General features: G+C 67.2%; 12 protein-coding genes. 7 read left to right on the plus strand and 5 right to left on the minus strand.

What is annotated here, in order from left to right; all coding sequences use genetic code 11:
* Nucleotides 1-23 precede the first annotated feature (23 nt).
* Nucleotides 24-1,202, minus strand: coding sequence for an ABC transporter substrate-binding protein (locus tag HV793_RS04545; protein WP_054459409.1), 1,179 nt, complete (start codon nt 1,200-1,202; stop codon nt 24-26).
* A 280-nt stretch (nt 1,203-1,482) separates the two neighbouring features.
* Between HV793_RS04545 and HV793_RS04550 the strand changes: the two genes are divergently transcribed.
* Nucleotides 1,483-2,469: an AraC family transcriptional regulator gene (locus HV793_RS04550; protein WP_119452194.1), complete on the plus strand. Its 987-nt coding sequence runs from the start codon at nt 1,483-1,485 to the stop codon at nt 2,467-2,469.
* 1 nt (nt 2,470) lies between these two features.
* Here the strand turns inward: HV793_RS04550 and HV793_RS04555 are convergent, their stop codons facing one another.
* On the minus strand, nt 2,471-6,082 hold the full coding sequence (locus HV793_RS04555; protein ID WP_175212750.1) for an indolepyruvate ferredoxin oxidoreductase family protein: 3,612 nt from the start codon (nt 6,080-6,082) through the stop codon (nt 2,471-2,473).
* 168 nt (nt 6,083-6,250) lie between these two features.
* Here HV793_RS04555 and mutY point away from each other — a divergent pair, with 168 nt between their 5' ends.
* Complete coding sequence (gene mutY, locus HV793_RS04560) at nt 6,251-7,321, plus strand: A/G-specific adenine glycosylase (RefSeq protein ID WP_175212751.1); 1,071 nt, start codon at nt 6,251-6,253, stop codon at nt 7,319-7,321.
* Between the two features lie 4 nt (nt 7,322-7,325).
* On the opposite strand, the gene HV793_RS04565 is transcribed toward mutY, so the two are convergent.
* Nucleotides 7,326-8,150 carry a helix-turn-helix transcriptional regulator gene (locus HV793_RS04565; RefSeq protein ID WP_054459416.1) on the minus strand — a complete coding sequence of 275 codons (825 nt, stop codon included), beginning with the start codon at nt 8,148-8,150 and terminating at the stop codon, nt 7,326-7,328.
* 115 nt (nt 8,151-8,265) lie between these two features.
* Here HV793_RS04565 and HV793_RS04570 point away from each other — a divergent pair, with 115 nt between their 5' ends.
* Both HV793_RS04570 and iaaH read left to right on the plus strand, forming a co-directional pair.
* Nucleotides 8,266-9,036 (plus strand): class I SAM-dependent methyltransferase, encoded by a 771-nt coding sequence (locus tag HV793_RS04570; RefSeq protein ID WP_054459418.1) that lies wholly within the window; start codon nt 8,266-8,268, stop codon nt 9,034-9,036.
* A 93-nt stretch (nt 9,037-9,129) separates the two neighbouring features.
* Nucleotides 9,130-10,605: an indoleacetamide hydrolase gene (iaaH, locus tag HV793_RS04575; RefSeq protein WP_175212752.1), complete on the plus strand. Its 1,476-nt coding sequence runs from the start codon at nt 9,130-9,132 to the stop codon at nt 10,603-10,605.
* A gap of 80 nt (nt 10,606-10,685) precedes the next feature.
* Here the strand turns inward: iaaH and HV793_RS04580 are convergent, their stop codons facing one another.
* Nucleotides 10,686-11,021, minus strand: coding sequence for a PsiF family protein (locus tag HV793_RS04580; RefSeq protein ID WP_059377545.1), 336 nt, complete (start codon nt 11,019-11,021; stop codon nt 10,686-10,688).
* Nucleotides 11,022-11,385: 364 nt separating this feature from the next.
* On the opposite strand from HV793_RS04580, the gene HV793_RS04585 reads away from it, so the two are divergent.
* Together HV793_RS04585 and HV793_RS04590 are read left to right on the plus strand one after the other, a co-directional pair.
* Entirely contained in the window at nt 11,386-11,724 is a 339-nt protein-coding gene (locus tag HV793_RS04585) for an FxLYD domain-containing protein (protein ID WP_054454928.1), read from the plus strand.
* Nucleotides 11,725-11,910: 186 nt separating this feature from the next.
* Complete coding sequence (locus tag HV793_RS04590; protein ID WP_054455866.1) at nt 11,911-12,564, plus strand: carbonic anhydrase; 654 nt, start codon at nt 11,911-11,913, stop codon at nt 12,562-12,564.
* Nucleotides 12,565-12,584: 20 nt separating this feature from the next.
* On the opposite strand, the gene HV793_RS04595 is transcribed toward HV793_RS04590, so the two are convergent.
* The gene (locus HV793_RS04595; RefSeq protein ID WP_013391284.1) at nt 12,585-13,262 is read right to left on the minus strand and encodes a GntR family transcriptional regulator; all 678 of its coding nucleotides are present in this window, start codon (nt 13,260-13,262) and stop codon (nt 12,585-12,587) included.
* Nucleotides 13,263-13,466: 204 nt separating this feature from the next.
* Here HV793_RS04595 and HV793_RS04600 point away from each other — a divergent pair, with 204 nt between their 5' ends.
* Entirely contained in the window at nt 13,467-14,261 is a 795-nt protein-coding gene (locus HV793_RS04600) for an SDR family NAD(P)-dependent oxidoreductase (protein WP_054454930.1), read from the plus strand.
* Nucleotides 14,262-14,271 lie beyond the last annotated feature (10 nt).

Consider the following 14,271-nt stretch of genomic DNA (forward strand, 5'->3'; position numbering starts at 1 on the left):
TCTCCTTGTTGCGGATGTCCGCCCTACTTCATCTGGCAGGCTGCGGCGAAAGGGTCCTGATACTGGGTCAGCACCGTGCCCGACAGCTTATTGGACAACTTGCCCCCCGCCCCGGCCTCGACGATGCGCAGGTAATAGTTCTGCACCGGATATTGGTTGCGGTTGAACTTGAAATCGCCGCGCACCGACTTGAAGTCCGCGCGCCGCAGCGCCGGACGCAGCGCGTCCGCCTCCAGCTTGCCGCCGGTCTGGCGCACCGCGCTGTCCAGCAACATGGCCGCGTCATAGCCCTGCGAGGCATACAGCGTGGGGCTGCGGTTGTAGGTCTTCCGGAAGTCCTCGACGAACTTGCGGTTGGCGGGGTTGTCCAGGTCCGAGGCCCACTGCGAGGTATTGCGCATGCCCTCGATGGGCGCGCCCACCGCCGCGATGGTGTCCTCGTCGCCCGAGAAGCCCGGCGCCAGCAACGCGATCTCCTTGGACAGGCCGGCGCCGTTGAACTGCTTGATGAAATTCACGCCCATGCCGCCGGGCAGGAAGAAGAACACCGCGTCCGGCTTGCTGGCGCGCAGGCGCGTGATCTCCACGCCATAATCCAACTGCCCCAGCTGGGTGTAGATCTCTTCGGACAGCCCGCCCTTGTACAGGCGCTTGAAACCGTTGAGCGATTCGCGTCCGCCCGGATAATCCGGCGCGATCAGCGCCACGCTCTTGTAGCCCTGGTCTGTGGCGTACTTGCCCATCGCGGCCGGGATGTCCTCGTTCTGCCATGCCACCGCGAAGAAATTCGGATTACAGCCTGCGCCCGCATAGTTCTCCGGGCCAGTATTGGTGCTCAGGTAGATGGTGCCCGACTGCAGGATGGCCGGCATCACCGGCAGCAGCACATTCGAGAACACGATGCCCGTCATGACGTTCACGCGGTCGCGCTTCAACAGCCGCTCCACTGCCTGGCGGCCCGTGTCCGCCTTCTGCTGGTCGTCCGCCACCACGACTTCCGCTGGCAAGCCGCCGAGCTTGCCGCCCGTATGTTGCAGCGCCAGGTTGAAGCCGTCGCGGATCTCGTTGCCCAGCGCCGCGCCCGGCCCCGACAGCGTGGTCAGCAAGCCGACCTTGACCTTGTCCGCCGCCGTCGCGCCCGCCGCCGCCGTCATGCACACCAGCGCAGCCAGCGCGCGCCGGCTCCATAGATTCCGATTCATGAGCCACCCCGTTATCCCCGCCTGGCCATGCCGGCGGAAAGCTGACAGAACCCGTCTGCCGTCGGTTAACGCATGCTGCCGAACAACGCCGCCAGCTTACGCGCCGCGGCGGCGCCCTCCAACCTGCACGCGAAGGGCCTGCCGGCTAGATTAGGCCGCGCCAGGGGGCCGCTCTATCCGGATTCCGTCAACCTTATCCGGGAATCACTTAATTCCAAGTCCTTGACGTTTAAATTACCCTCGGCAGTGACACGGGAGCGTTCCCGTCCCGGAGGCATCCATGCACGGCTGGTCCCGACTTACGCTTGCGCCGCTGTTCAAGCGGCGCGTCTTCAGCTCCACCCAGCAGGACGAGACGCGCACCCTCGTATCTGAAGCCCTGAAGGAACACCGTCTCACCTGGAAGGGTGGCCGCGTCGATGCCGAACTGAACCGGGGCCGCTTCGGGTCGCTGACGGTCTGTACGCTGCGCTACGGCGCCGAAGTCCACATCGAACCCGACCGCCTGCAGGATTTCATGCTGGTCCAGGTCCCCCTGAGCGGCCGCGCCTGTATCGAATGCGGCAACGACCGCGTCGACGCCGACCCCGACTGCGCCGCGGTCATCGCCCCCAACCGCCCGCTCAAGCTGCACTGGGAAGCCGGCTGCGAACAGCTGCTGCTCAAGATCCCCCGCGGCAAGCTCGAAGCCATCGGGCAGCGCGCATTCGGCGAGGCCGCCACCAGGCCGCTGGATTTCAGCCCCGCCCTGCGCCTGGACAATCCCGTGGGCGCCGTCTGGCGCAGCATGGTCGAAAGCCTGATCCACCTGTTGCCCACCCTGGATGACGGCGCCCCCCGTCCGCCCGCGGCCTGGCTGGAGCACCTGGAAGACACGCTGGTGCTGCACCTGCTCTACAACCAGCCCAACAGCTGGCAGGCGCACGCCGGCATCGCCCCCGCCGTCCCGCGCCGCCTGAGCGCCGCCGAAGCCTATATGCGCGACCGCCTCGCTGCTCCGCTCACCCTGGCCGACATCGCCCGTCACGCCGGCGCCAGCGCCAGCGCGCTGACGCGCCTGTTCCAGGAACACCGCAACACCACGCCCATGAATGCGCTGCGGGCGCTGCGGCTGGACGAAGCCAGAAACCGGTTGCGCACGCAGACAGGCGCCAGCGTCACCGAAGTGGCGCTGGGCGTAGGGTTCGGACATCTGGGGAGGTTCTCGGAGTATTACCGGGAACGTTTCGGGGAACTGCCGCGCGAGACGCGGCGGGTCATGGAGTAACTCAAGCCACCCGCGCTCCTCCGATGGAAACCACCGTCGCGCTGAAGTCCTTCAGCAACGTCTCCCTGCGCGCCGCCACGCTCTCCATCGCGGCCTCCTTCACATGCCCGTACCCCCGGATGTCCTCGGGCAAGCTCGCCAGCGCCACTGCACGATCCAGATTCCCGCGATTCAATTTCGACAGGATCGCCGTGATCGTCTCCCGGTACTCGCGGATCAGTTCGCGTTCGGCGCGGCGCTCGGCCGTGTAACCGAACGGGTCCAGTTTCGTGCCGCGCAATCTCCGCATCCGCGCCAGCACCCGGAACACGCGCAACATCCCCGGGCCATAGCTGCGCTTGATCAGGCGGCCTTCCTGGTCGCGCCGCGCGAACAGCGGCGGCGCCAGGTGGAAACGCAGCTTCCAGTCGCCTTCGAACTGCGATTGCACCCGTTTGAGGAACTCTCCGTCCGAATACAGCCGCGCGACTTCGTATTCGTCCTTGTAGGCCATCAGCTTGAAGTAGTAGCGTGCCACCGCCAGCGCCAGCCGGTTGGTGCCCGTAGCCTCGCGCTCCGCGCGCGCCACCTTGTCCACCAGTTCGGTGTATTGCAGGGCGTAAGCCTGGTTCTGGTAGTCGGTCAGGAAAGCCTTGCGCACCGCCACCACCCGCTCCAGTTCGCCGGTCGGCTTCTTCAGTTCCATCACCGGACTGACGGCGCGCGGGCGCTTGAGTTCGATGATGCCTTCCGGCCGCGACGGCGCGCCGCCGTTGGCGATCAGGCGCTTCACGTCCGCCAGGTCGTGCGCGGCGCGGCGGCCCCAGGCAAAGGCTGCCAGGTTGTTCGGCACCTGCTGGCCGTTCAGTTCGATGGCGCGCAAGAGCGCCTGCTGCGACAGCGGGATCCAGCCCTTCTGGTAGGCGTAGCCCATCATCAGCGGATTCGAGTAGATCGCGTCGCCCAGCAAGCCCAGGGCCAATGCGGCGGCATCGACGGTGGCCAGGTGCTCCTTGCCGCAGGCGGACGCCAGGTCTGCGGTCAGGTTGGCGCCCGGCAGCGTCCAGTCCGGATTGCCGACGAAGGCCGCGGTCGGCGCGGTGTCGCTGTTGAGCAGCACGCGGGTGCGCTCCGGATTCACCCGCGCCATGGATTCGGCGCTGGTGGCCACGACCAGATCGCCTGCCAGCAGCAGGTCGGCCTCGCCCATGGCGACCCGCGTATTCAGCAGGCGGTCCGGCGTCTGCGCCAGCACCACGTGCGAGTACACCGCGCCGCCCTTTTGCGCCAGGCCCGCCATGTCCAGCACCGAACAGCCCTTGCCTTCCAGGTGCGCGGCCATGCCCAGCAACTGGCCTATGGTGACCACGCCCGTGCCGCCCACGCCGGCGATGAAGACGCCGTAGGGCTGATGCAGTTCGCGCGCCGCCGGATGCGGCACGTCGTCGTCGATGGCGCCGTCCTGCGTCAGGGCGTCCGGCTTCTTGAGCTTGCCGCCTTCCACCGTCACGAAGCTGGGGCAAAAGCCCTTCAGACAGGAGAAATCCTTGTTGCAGCTGGACTGGTTGATCGTGCGCTTGCGGCCGAACTCGGTGTCCAGCGGTTCCACCGACAGGCAGTGCGATTTCTGTGAACAATCGCCGCAGCCTTCGCACACGCGCTCGTTGATGAGCACGCGGCGGGCCGGATCCGGGTAGGCATTGCGCTTGCGGCGGCGGCGCTTCTCGGTGGCGCAGGTCTGGTCATAGATCAGCACCGATACCGCGGGATGCTCGCGCAGTTCGCGCATGACCGCGTCGAGTTCGTCGCGATGCCGCACCGGCACGCCTGGGGCCAGTCCCTCGACATGCTTGTACTTGTCGGGATCGTCGGTGACGACAATGATTTTCTCGATGCCCTCGGCCGCCACCTGGCTGCTGATCATGGGCACGTTCAAGGGGCCGTCCACCGGCTGCCCGCCCGTCATCGCCACCGCGTCGTTGAACAGGATCTTGTAGGTAATGGGCACCTTGGCCGCCACCGCCGCGCGTATGGCCAGCAAGCCCGAATGGAAATAGGTACCGTCGCCCAGGTTGGCGAACACGTGCTTTTCCTCGGTGAACGGAGCCTGTCCCACCCAGGGCACGCCCTCGCCGCCCATCTGTGTAAAGACATCGGTGCTGCGGTCCATCCAGCGGACCATGTAGTGGCAGCCTATGCCTGCCATCCCGCGCGAACCTTCCGGCAGGCGGGTCGAGGTGTTGTGCGGACAGCCCGAACAGAACCAGGGCTTGCGCTCTTCGACCACGCGCGGGCGCGCCAGCGCCTGTTCGCGGCCGCTGATGAAGGCCAGGCGCGCCTCGATGCCGGCGCGCACGTCCTCGGGCAGTTCAAAGCGCAGCAGGCGCGCGGCGATGGCGCGCGCGACCATCGCGGGCGAGAACTCGTAGTGCGCCGGCAGCAGCCAGTTGCCCTGCGGCACCGACCATTCGCCGCCGTCCTTGTCGTCGAACTTGCCGACCACGCGCGGAATCTTCTTGCCGCTGCCGATCCAGCTGAACAGTTCTTCCTTCAGCTGGTACTCCAGCACCTGGCGCTTTTCCTCGACCACCAGGATCTCGTCCAGGCCTTCGGCGAAATGCTGCATGCCGGTGGATTCCAGCGGCCAGACCATGCCGACCTTGAACAACCGCAGGCCGATGCGCTGGCATACGGACTCGGACAGCCCCAGGTCGGACAGCGCCTGGCGCGTGTCCAGATAAGCCTTGCCCGAGGTCATGATGCCGAAGCGCGCATCGCGCTGCGGCACGTGCCAGAGTTCGCGGTTGAGCTTGTTGGCGCGGGCATAGGCCAGCGCGGCATAGAGCTTGTAGTCCAGCAGGCGGGCTTCCTGCTGTAGCGGCGTGTCGGGCAGCCGGATGTTCAGGCCGTCGGCCGGCAGCAAAAAGTCCTGCGGCAGCAGGATCTCCACGCGATGGGGATCCACGTCCACGGAAGCCGAGACTTCGACGATGTCGGTGATGCACTTCATGCCCACCCAGACGCCCGCGTAGCGGCTCATCGCCCATCCATGCAGGCCGTAGTCCAGCACTTCCTGCACGCTGGACGGAAACAGCGCGGGAATCATGCAGGCCTTGAGGATGTGGTCGCTCTGGTGCGGCAGGGTCGAAGACTTTGCGGGGTGGTCATCGCCCGCCACCACCAGCACGCCGCCGTGGCGCGAGGTGCCGGCCGCGTTCGCGTGCTTGAAGACATCGCCGCAGCGGTCCACGCCAGGTCCCTTGCCGTACCACATGCCAAACACGCCGTCGTACTTGGCGCCGGGGAACAGGTTGACCTGCTGCGAACCCCACACAGCGGTGGCGGCCAGGTCTTCGTTGATGCCGGGCTGGAACTCGACGTGATGCGCCTTCAGGTACTTGGCCGCCTTCCACATGTTCTGGTCCACGCCGCCCAGCGGAGAGCCGCGATAACCCGACACGAAGCCCGCCGTGTTCAGGCCGGCGCGCGCATCGCGCACGCGTTGCATCATGGGCAGGCGGACCAGGGCATGGATGCCGCTCATCCAGGCGCGCCCGGATTCCAGGGTGTACTTGTCGTCCAGCTGGACGGATTCAAGCGCGGCACGCAAGGCGGGCGAAACAGGAGCGTTCATGTCGACTCCAAGGGATCCAGGAACCCCGGCCGGCTACGCGCGACACCCTCTTGAAGCGCACGCGGGCGAGCAAGGGACGTGAATTGCGGGCGCTGGCGCGCTTCTGTTTCCATTGTTTGTAACCGCTAGCCCCAACCCGGGCAATAGGGCGATGCGATAATTGCCGCCATGGACTTCGCCCCTCGTATCGTCGACTGGCAGCGCCGCCACGGCCGCCACGATCTCCCCTGGCAAAACACCCGGGATCCTTACCGCATCTGGCTCTCCGAGATCATGCTGCAGCAGACGCAGGTGGCGACGGTCATTCCCTATTACGAACGCTTCCTGCAGCGCTTTCCGGACGTCGCCGCGCTGGCGGCGGCCGCGCAGGAAGACGTGATGCCCTACTGGGCCGGACTGGGCTACTACGCCCGCGCCCGCAACCTGCACCGCTGCGCGCAAGAAATCGCGCGCGACTGGGGCGGAAGTTTCCCGCCCACGGCCGAAGCCATCGCCACGCTGCCCGGCATCGGCCGCTCCACCGCCGCCGCCATCGCCGCGTTCGCCTACGGCGAGCGCTCGCCCATCCTGGACGGCAACGTCAAACGCGTATTCACGCGGCACTTCGGGATCGCCGGCGATCCCGCCAAGCGTGAAGTCGAACAGAAGCTATGGGCGCTGGCCGATGCGCAGGTCGAGGCCGCGCCCGGCCTGGACATGGCCGCCTACACGCAGGGGCTGATGGATCTGGGCGCCACGCTATGCACGCGCGGCAAGCCCGCGTGCGAGGCCTGCCCCGTGGCGGACAGCTGCGTGGCCAAGCGCGAAGGCCGCCAGGCCGAACTGCCCACGCCCAAGGCGCGCAAGGCGATCCCCGAACGCGAGACCTGTATGCTGGTCCTGCGGCACCAAGGTGCCTTCCTGCTGCAGCAGCGGCCCGAACCCGGCATCTGGGGCGGACTGTGGAGCCTGCCCGAATTCGACGTGTCGCAAGACCCCGACAGCGCTTCCCGCGCGCTGGGCCTGGAGCCCGAACACCGCTTCGAGCTGGCGGCCTTCGCCCACACCTTTACGCACTACCGCCTGCACATCCGGCCCTGGCTGGTGCCGGTGCGCGCAGCCGGGCTGCGCGAGTCCGCAAGGCCGGAGCGCTGGGTGCCGGCGGATGAACTGCCGTCGATGGCGCTGCCGGCGCCGGTGAAAAAACTGCTGCAAGGACTGGTCGACGCCGGGATGCAGGACAGCCTGTTCAAGGGCTGATCTTTCAGGGCTGCGCGCCTCCGCCCAACAAGATCACCAGCTTCAGGTCCGGATGCGTCGCCAGCCGGAACGTGATCTGCTGGTAAGCCAGCTTGCCGCGGCCCGGATGCTGGAACTCACGCAGGCCGCCTTCGCGCTCGACCACCGCGTGGCGCGTCCACCAGTGGGCGAACACCGGGCTTTGCCGGTTCAGGTTGTCCAAGAGCGCCAGCACGGCCGGCTCGTCCAGATGCGCGCCGGCGTCGGCGCGGAATTCCGCCACCACGCGGCGAGCGCGCTGGTCCCAATCCACCACCAGCTCGCGGGCGGCGGGGTCCAGGAAGATATAGCGCAGCAGGTTGGGCTCGGCATCGCGCGCCGGCCAGTTGTCGAACAGGTCGCGCAGCGGCTCGTTGTAGGCCAGCACATTCCAGGCGCGGTCCAGCACGTAGGCCGGGGCGTTGATCGCGTTCACGCATTCCTGCAAGGGACCCGGCGCGCCGGCGTCGTCGCGGGCATGCTGAGGGTCGGCGCAGTCGGCCAGGTCGAACAGATACGCGCGTTCGGCGCGGGCCAGTTGCAGCACGCCCGCGATGCGCGACCAGACCGAGGGCGATACCGACACTTCCCGCCCCTGTTCGATCCAGGTGTACCAGGTGACGCTGATGCCGCAAAGCTGGGCGACTTCCTCGCGCCGCAGTCCGGGGGTGCGGCGGCGCATGCCTTCGGGCAGGCCGGCCATCTGGGGCGTGATGCGGGAGCGGGCGCTGCGCACGAATTCGCCCAGCGCCTGGCGGCGCAGGGGGGAGCCTTCGTGACCGGCGGCGCCGGCTTGGGGGGAAGTAGTCATACCAGGATGAGCAATGGACTTGTACGTGTATGGGCGGCCGCCTATCTTAGCGCCTGGGCCGCCGCTTCCAAATGCTTTCCGCCCCTGTACCGGCCCCAGCCACCCAAGGATTCCCATGACCGCCAGTACCCATGACGCCGCCGTCGACCGCCAATTCAGCCCGCGCGCGACCGCCTATCTGACCAGCGCCGTACACGCGCAGGGCGAAGACCTGCTGCAGATGGCCGACATCGCCGCGCAGCATCCCGAAGCCCGGCTGCTGGACCTGGGCTGTGGCGGCGGCCACGTGAGCTTTCACGTGGCGCCGCAGGTCAAACACGTCACCGCCTATGACCTGTCGCAGCAGATGCTGGACGTGGTCGCCGGCGAGGCCGCCAAGCGCGGGCTGGCCAATCTGGCCACCCGCCAGGGCAAGGCGGAGTACCTGCCCTTCGGCGACGGCGAGTTCGACCTGGTGATGTCGCGCTACTCCACCCACCACTGGCAGGACGCCGGGCGCGGCCTGCGGGAAGCCTTCCGCGTGCTGAAGCCGGGCGGCATCGCCGTGTTCGCCGACGTGGTGTCGCCGGGCGAGCCGCTCCTGGACACCTGGCTGCAAACCATCGAGGTGCTGCGCGACACCTCGCACGTGCGCGACTACTCGGTCGCCGAGTGGACCCGCATGCTGACCGAGGCCGGCTTCACCCTGCAGGGTCTGACACCGCGCCGCCTGCCGCTGGAGTTCCAGTCCTGGGTTGTGCGCATGCGCACCCCGGAGACGCTGGTGGCGGCGCTGCGCCACATGTTCGGCATCGCGCCGGACGTGGTGCGCGCGCACTTCGAGGTGCAGGACGACGCATCCTTCACCAGCGACACGGCGACCATCGTGGTGAGAAAGCCGGGCTGATTCCTGCTGCGGCGGCGGGACCTGCTCGACAGCGCCCGCTTCCCCCTGTATAGGTACGGATTCGACAGAATCCCGCACAGGTAAGGAAGCGTCATGTCCGATACGTCCAAACAGTCATTGCCCGCCGCGTCCCCTGCGGACCTGACCGTCACCGAGGCCGCGGCCCTGATCCGGCAGGGCCGCCTCACCAGCGTTGCGCTGACCCAGGCCTGCCTGGACCGCATCGAGGCGCGCGCCGATCTCAACGCCTTCATCACCGTGGACCGCGCAGGCGCGCTGGCCCAGGCCCGCGCCCGGGATGCCGCCCGCGGCCAGGCGGACCAGGCCGCGCTGCCACTGGCGGGCGTGCCCATCGCCATCAAGGACAACATCCACGTTGCCGGCCTGCCCAACACGGCCGGCACGCCCGCTTTGAAGAATTTCCGTCCGGCCGAGGACGCGCCGGTGGTGCGCCGCCTGCGCGAGGCGGGCGCCGTCATCGTGGGCAAGACCAACATGCATGAACTGGCCTTCGGCGTGTCGGGGTACAACACCGCCTTTCCCGGCGCGCACGGCGAGGGCACGCGCAATGCCTATGACGCGCGCCTGATCGCTGGCGGCTCGTCCTCGGGCAGCGGCGCGGCAGTGGGCGCGCGCCTGACGCCGGCCGCGCTGGGTACGGACACGGGCGCCTCGGTGCGCCTGCCTGCGGCGGTGAACGGCGCGGTGGGCTTTCGCCCGTCGGTGGGCCGCTACGACGGCGCCGGCATCACGCCGATCTCGCACACCCGCGATACGCCGGGGCCCATCGCCAACAGCATGGACGACATCGTGCTGCTGGACGCGGTGCTGACGGGCGACCGCCAGCCCTTGTCCGCCCTGCCGCCTGCCGGCATGCGCCTGGGCCTGTGCGACTACTTCTGGAAGGACCTGGATCCGCAGGTGCAGGCCGTCACGGATGCCGCGCTGGCCAAGCTGCGCGCGGCCGGCGTGCAACTGGTCGAACTGGAAATGCCGGGCCTGGAAGCCAGCAACGCCGCGGTCGGCATGCCGGTCTGCCTGTACGAACAGAAGGGCGACCTGACCGACTATCTCAGCCGCTACGGCACGGGCCTCAGCTTCGAACAGGTGGTGGCGCAAATTTCCAGCCCGGACGTCAAAGGAATTTTCGACGGCCTCATCGTGCCTGGCGTGCTGCCCCTGCCCTCCGGCGAGGCGCTGCCGCTGCAGCCGCTTTATGAACGCGCCATGGCGACGCACCGCGACGAGCTCATCGGCGTGTACCGCCGCGCGTTCCAGGAGCATGCGCTGGACGGCCTGCTGTTTCCCACCGTGCCGATCCCGCCGATGGCCGCCACGCCCGAGGCCAGCAGCTTCGAGAGCTTCGGCCGCCTGGCGCGCAACGTCGATCCGGGCAGCAACGCCGGCCTGCCGGGGCTGAGCGTGCCTGCGGGCTTGGCAGCGGACGGACTGCCGGTGGGATTGGAAGTCGACGGGCTGCCGGGCGAGGACCGCAAGGTGCTGGCGGTCGGGTTGGCGCTGGAAAGCGTGCTGGGACGCTTGCAGGGGCCGGGACGTTCCGGCGGCTGAGAGGCGCTTCATGCAAAAAAATCGCCAGCCGGTTCACGGGCTGGCGATTTTTCTTCGCGAGATGACGCGTTGCGTCGGCATCAGCCTTTCAGGCAGGTGCTCATGAAGGTCTTGCGCTTGTCGCCGGTCAGTTGCTGCGAGGTGGCCTTGGCGTTGCAGTCCTTCATCTTCTGCTGCTGCGGCGTGAGTTCCTTGGCGGGCGCGGCGGTTTCGCCCTTCAGGCAGCTGCTCATGTAGGCCTTGCGGTCGTCGCCCTTCTTGCCTTCAGCGGACTTGTTGCAGTCGGCCATGCGCTGCTGTTGCGGCGTAGGCGTCTTGGCGGTGGCGGGAGCTGCGGGGGTCTGGGCAAGGGCTGCGCCAGCAAAACAAGCGGTCAACAGAAAGGCCGAGGCCAACTGGCTGGTACGGGAAAGCATGGGTTCCTCCCTTGGCGCCCGCGCGCCTGGACTCAGTCGCAAAGGCGGGCCGCACGATCCGCCGGCCCAATCGCCGGCCCGGTCATGATCGAACAAACCCGAACCCTGCGCAAGAGTGCGGAAAGTCAAGAATCGCCAAGGCCTTACATGCCCCTGAAACCACCGGCCGCTTCCCTCGTGGACAGGCCATCCACGCAGGCGAATTTGCGACCAATCCAAGCACCCTGTTACCCATTCATCCCTTTGCCCCGTTGTGTACACGGCGGGAAAGGTGTGAGATAAGCATGCCCCCAAGGTAGAGGAGGCATTGACCGCCCTGCGGACCCGAACGGCGTCCGACTGCGCGGCTGCACAGGAGACCATGATGAAACTTGCCCTTGCTTCGTTCGCGCTGCTTGCCGGCCTGTCCGGCGCCGCCGGCGCGCAGAGCCTGGTCTACGGCGTCACGCTGGGCAATGTCCAGGCCGTGCGCGACGTCAACCAGAACGTGTCGGCCATCACCGGCCTGCTGTCTAACCAGTCGGCGCGGCACATCAACAGCGCCATGCTGACCTTCGTGCTGTACGACTCGCAGGGCCGCGAGATCGGCCGCGTTCGCGACGACGTCATCGGCCCGCTGGCGCCCGGCCAGATCAAGCAGATCCGGGCCGTCACGCCGCTGCAATTCACCCGCGTCACCGCGCTGGACGTCGACGCCCGCTAGGCGCCCGTTATGGCCCGCCTGCCGGAAAAAACCCTGATTACTTCAGGGTTTAGACAGCGTGGCGCAAGGTCAAATATGGGAAAATTCCGTTCGTCGACTCAATAAAAGGGGCTTCCACACGAAGCCCCTTGTTGCGTGCGCCGACGCGCCAGCACGCCTGGCTCCAGCTACGAGGAAGAAAAGATCATGTTTCCAAAAAGACTTACCGAAGGCTATCAATCTTTCCTGGGGGGCCGTTTCCCTTCGGAAAGCAGCCGATACCAGAAGCTGGCCGAATCGGGGCAAAACCCGGAAATCCTGATCATCGGGTGCTGCGACTCCCGCGTGTCGCCTGAAGTCATCTTCGACGCCGGCCCCGGCGAAATGTTTGTCGTGCGCAACGTCGCAAACCTGGTCCCGCCCTGTGACCCTGACTCGGAATCCTCGTACCACGGCACCAGCGCCGCGATCGAATTCGCGGTCAACGGCCTGAACGTCAAGCACATCGTGGTGCTGGGCCATGCTTCCTGCGGCGGCATCCGCTCGTTCTTCGACGACGCCAAGCCCCTGACCAAAGGCGATTTCATCGGCAAGTGGATGTCGCAGATCGAACCCGTGGCCGAACGCCTGGGCCCCGGCACCGGCGACCGCCAGGCCAACCTGAAGCGCCTGGAACTGGCCGTGGTCGAGCACAGCCTGAACAACCTGATGACCTTCCCCTCCATCCGCCGCCGCGTCGAAAAGGGCGAACTGGAACTGCACGGCACCTACTTCGGCGTGGCCACCGGCCTGCTGTACCTGCGCGACCCCGCCACCGGCGAATTCAATCCCTGCCTCGAGGCGCCTGCGGCCGCAGCCTGAGGTTGGACCGCGGGCGGGCCTTACACCCGGTACGCCTGCGCCAGCCTCTCGTAGTTGTTCTTCAGGATGATGCCCGCGTAGTACACGTGTTCGCGCATCAGGTCCTCGGCCCGCGCGCCGTCGCGGGCGATGATCGCATTGACGATGCGGTGATGGTCGTCATGCGATCGCAGGATGATCCCGTGGTCTTCCCACAGGATGATCCGGTCCGAGGCGTAGGGGATAGCCTGCGCTTGCGTCGCGAAGCGCCGCACCCAGGGGTTGCCCGCCGCTTCCAGGATGCCGTTATGCAAGGTGATGTTCACCTGCTGATACGGCAGATGGTCCTCGGCCAGCAAGACCCCCTTGCCCAGGATCCGGTCCCCTTCGTCCAGGCAATTCTTCAGCACCGCCACGGCGTCGTTCGATAGCCCGCGCAAGGCCGCCTGCCGGCAGGCCAGCCCTTCCAGCGCCGCGCGCACCTCGTAGGCCGCCACGATTTCGCCGATGTCGTAGGCGCGCACCGTGTAGCCGCGCTTGGGCAGATGCTCCAGCAAGCCTTCATTGCCCAGCGTCGCCAGCGCCGCGCGCACCGGCGTGCGCGACACCCCCAGTTTTTCCGCCAGCGGGATTTCTTCCAGGCGGGCGCCAGGGCTGAACTTGCCGTGCAGCACCCAGTCCCGCAGCGTGTCGGTAACGTGTTGAGATAGCGTGTCCATAGCCGCATTGTATACATGAAGAATACATAGGGCGTCATACGCCTTATTAGTTTTCGGAACATCTCCGTAAAACACGATGTAAATCAAGCAACACTCCGGGTAAGCCCCTATACCTGCGAATCATTCATGTATACATAATCGCAAAAAATTCAAACCAGCGGCCAGGTCCCACCCTAGGCGGACAGCACGCTACCAGGAGACAGCATGTCCAATGTATCCACGCCGGCCGGCAAGGGCCCGGCTCCCCGTCTTGCGCTCGTCACGGGCGGCGGCGGCGGCATAGGCGCCCGCATCTGCCAGGAACTGGCCAGCGCCGGCTTGCGCGTCGTCGTCTCGGACGTGGACGCCGGGCGCGCCCGCCGCGTGGCCGACGAGCTTGGCGCGCCGCACGCGTCGCTCGCCTTCGACGTCAGCGATGAGTCCTCGGTCGAAAACGCGTTCGAACAGATCGAAGCGCAGCACGGCCCCATCGCCGTGCTCGTCAGCGCCGCCGGCCTGCTGCTGTTCCAGGAAAACGGCGAACGCCCGCTCATCAAGGACACCTCGCTGGACATCTGGGAACGCAGCTTCGCCGTCAACGCCCGCGGCGTGTTCCTGTGCGGCCGCGCCTACCTGCGCCGGCGCGAGGCCGCGCCGCTGGCGCACGGCCGCATCGTCACGTTCACCTCGGTTGCGGCGCAGCTGGGCGGCTACCGCTCCAGCGCGTCTTACATCGCGGCCAAGTCCGCGGTGCTGGGCCTGACCAAGGCCATGGCGCGCGAATCCGCGCACCTGGGCGTGACGGTCAACGGCATTGCCCCCGGCCTCATCGACACCGACATGCTGCGCAGCACCGTCACAAGCAGCGGCGCGCTGGCCGCCGCGGCGCAGGCCATTCCGCTGGGCCGCATCGGCACCGTGGACGATGTCGCGGCCGCCGTGCGCTTCCTGGCGTCCGAAGAAGCCGGCTACATCACCGGCAGCGTCATCGACGTCAACGGCGGCTACCGCATGCAGTAAGGCATTCCGG

Origin of the sequence: Achromobacter aegrifaciens (genome assembly GCF_902859965.1) — a bacterium.
Classification (GTDB): Bacteria; Pseudomonadota; Gammaproteobacteria; order Burkholderiales; family Burkholderiaceae_B; genus Achromobacter; species Achromobacter aegrifaciens.

What these genes read in the sequence shown, in the direction of transcription:
- HV793_RS04545 (WP_054459409.1), bottom strand. Translation starts at nt 1,202, where the DNA reads ATGAATCGGAATCTATGGAGCCGGCGCGCGCTGGCTGCGCTGGTGTGC.
- HV793_RS04550 (WP_119452194.1), top strand. Translation starts at nt 1,483, where the DNA reads ATGCACGGCTGGTCCCGACTTACGCTTGCGCCGCTGTTCAAGCGGCGC.
- HV793_RS04555 (WP_175212750.1), bottom strand. Translation starts at nt 6,082, where the DNA reads ATGAACGCTCCTGTTTCGCCCGCCTTGCGTGCCGCGCTTGAATCCGTC.
- mutY (WP_175212751.1), top strand. Translation starts at nt 6,251, where the DNA reads ATGGACTTCGCCCCTCGTATCGTCGACTGGCAGCGCCGCCACGGCCGC.
- HV793_RS04565 (WP_054459416.1), bottom strand. Translation starts at nt 8,150, where the DNA reads ATGACTACTTCCCCCCAAGCCGGCGCCGCCGGTCACGAAGGCTCCCCC.
- HV793_RS04570 (WP_054459418.1), top strand. Translation starts at nt 8,266, where the DNA reads ATGACCGCCAGTACCCATGACGCCGCCGTCGACCGCCAATTCAGCCCG.
- iaaH (WP_175212752.1), top strand. Translation starts at nt 9,130, where the DNA reads ATGTCCGATACGTCCAAACAGTCATTGCCCGCCGCGTCCCCTGCGGAC.
- HV793_RS04580 (WP_059377545.1), bottom strand. Translation starts at nt 11,021, where the DNA reads ATGCTTTCCCGTACCAGCCAGTTGGCCTCGGCCTTTCTGTTGACCGCT.
- HV793_RS04585 (WP_054454928.1), top strand. Translation starts at nt 11,386, where the DNA reads ATGAAACTTGCCCTTGCTTCGTTCGCGCTGCTTGCCGGCCTGTCCGGC.
- HV793_RS04590 (WP_054455866.1), top strand. Translation starts at nt 11,911, where the DNA reads ATGTTTCCAAAAAGACTTACCGAAGGCTATCAATCTTTCCTGGGGGGC.
- HV793_RS04595 (WP_013391284.1), bottom strand. Translation starts at nt 13,262, where the DNA reads ATGGACACGCTATCTCAACACGTTACCGACACGCTGCGGGACTGGGTG.
- HV793_RS04600 (WP_054454930.1), top strand. Translation starts at nt 13,467, where the DNA reads ATGTCCAATGTATCCACGCCGGCCGGCAAGGGCCCGGCTCCCCGTCTT.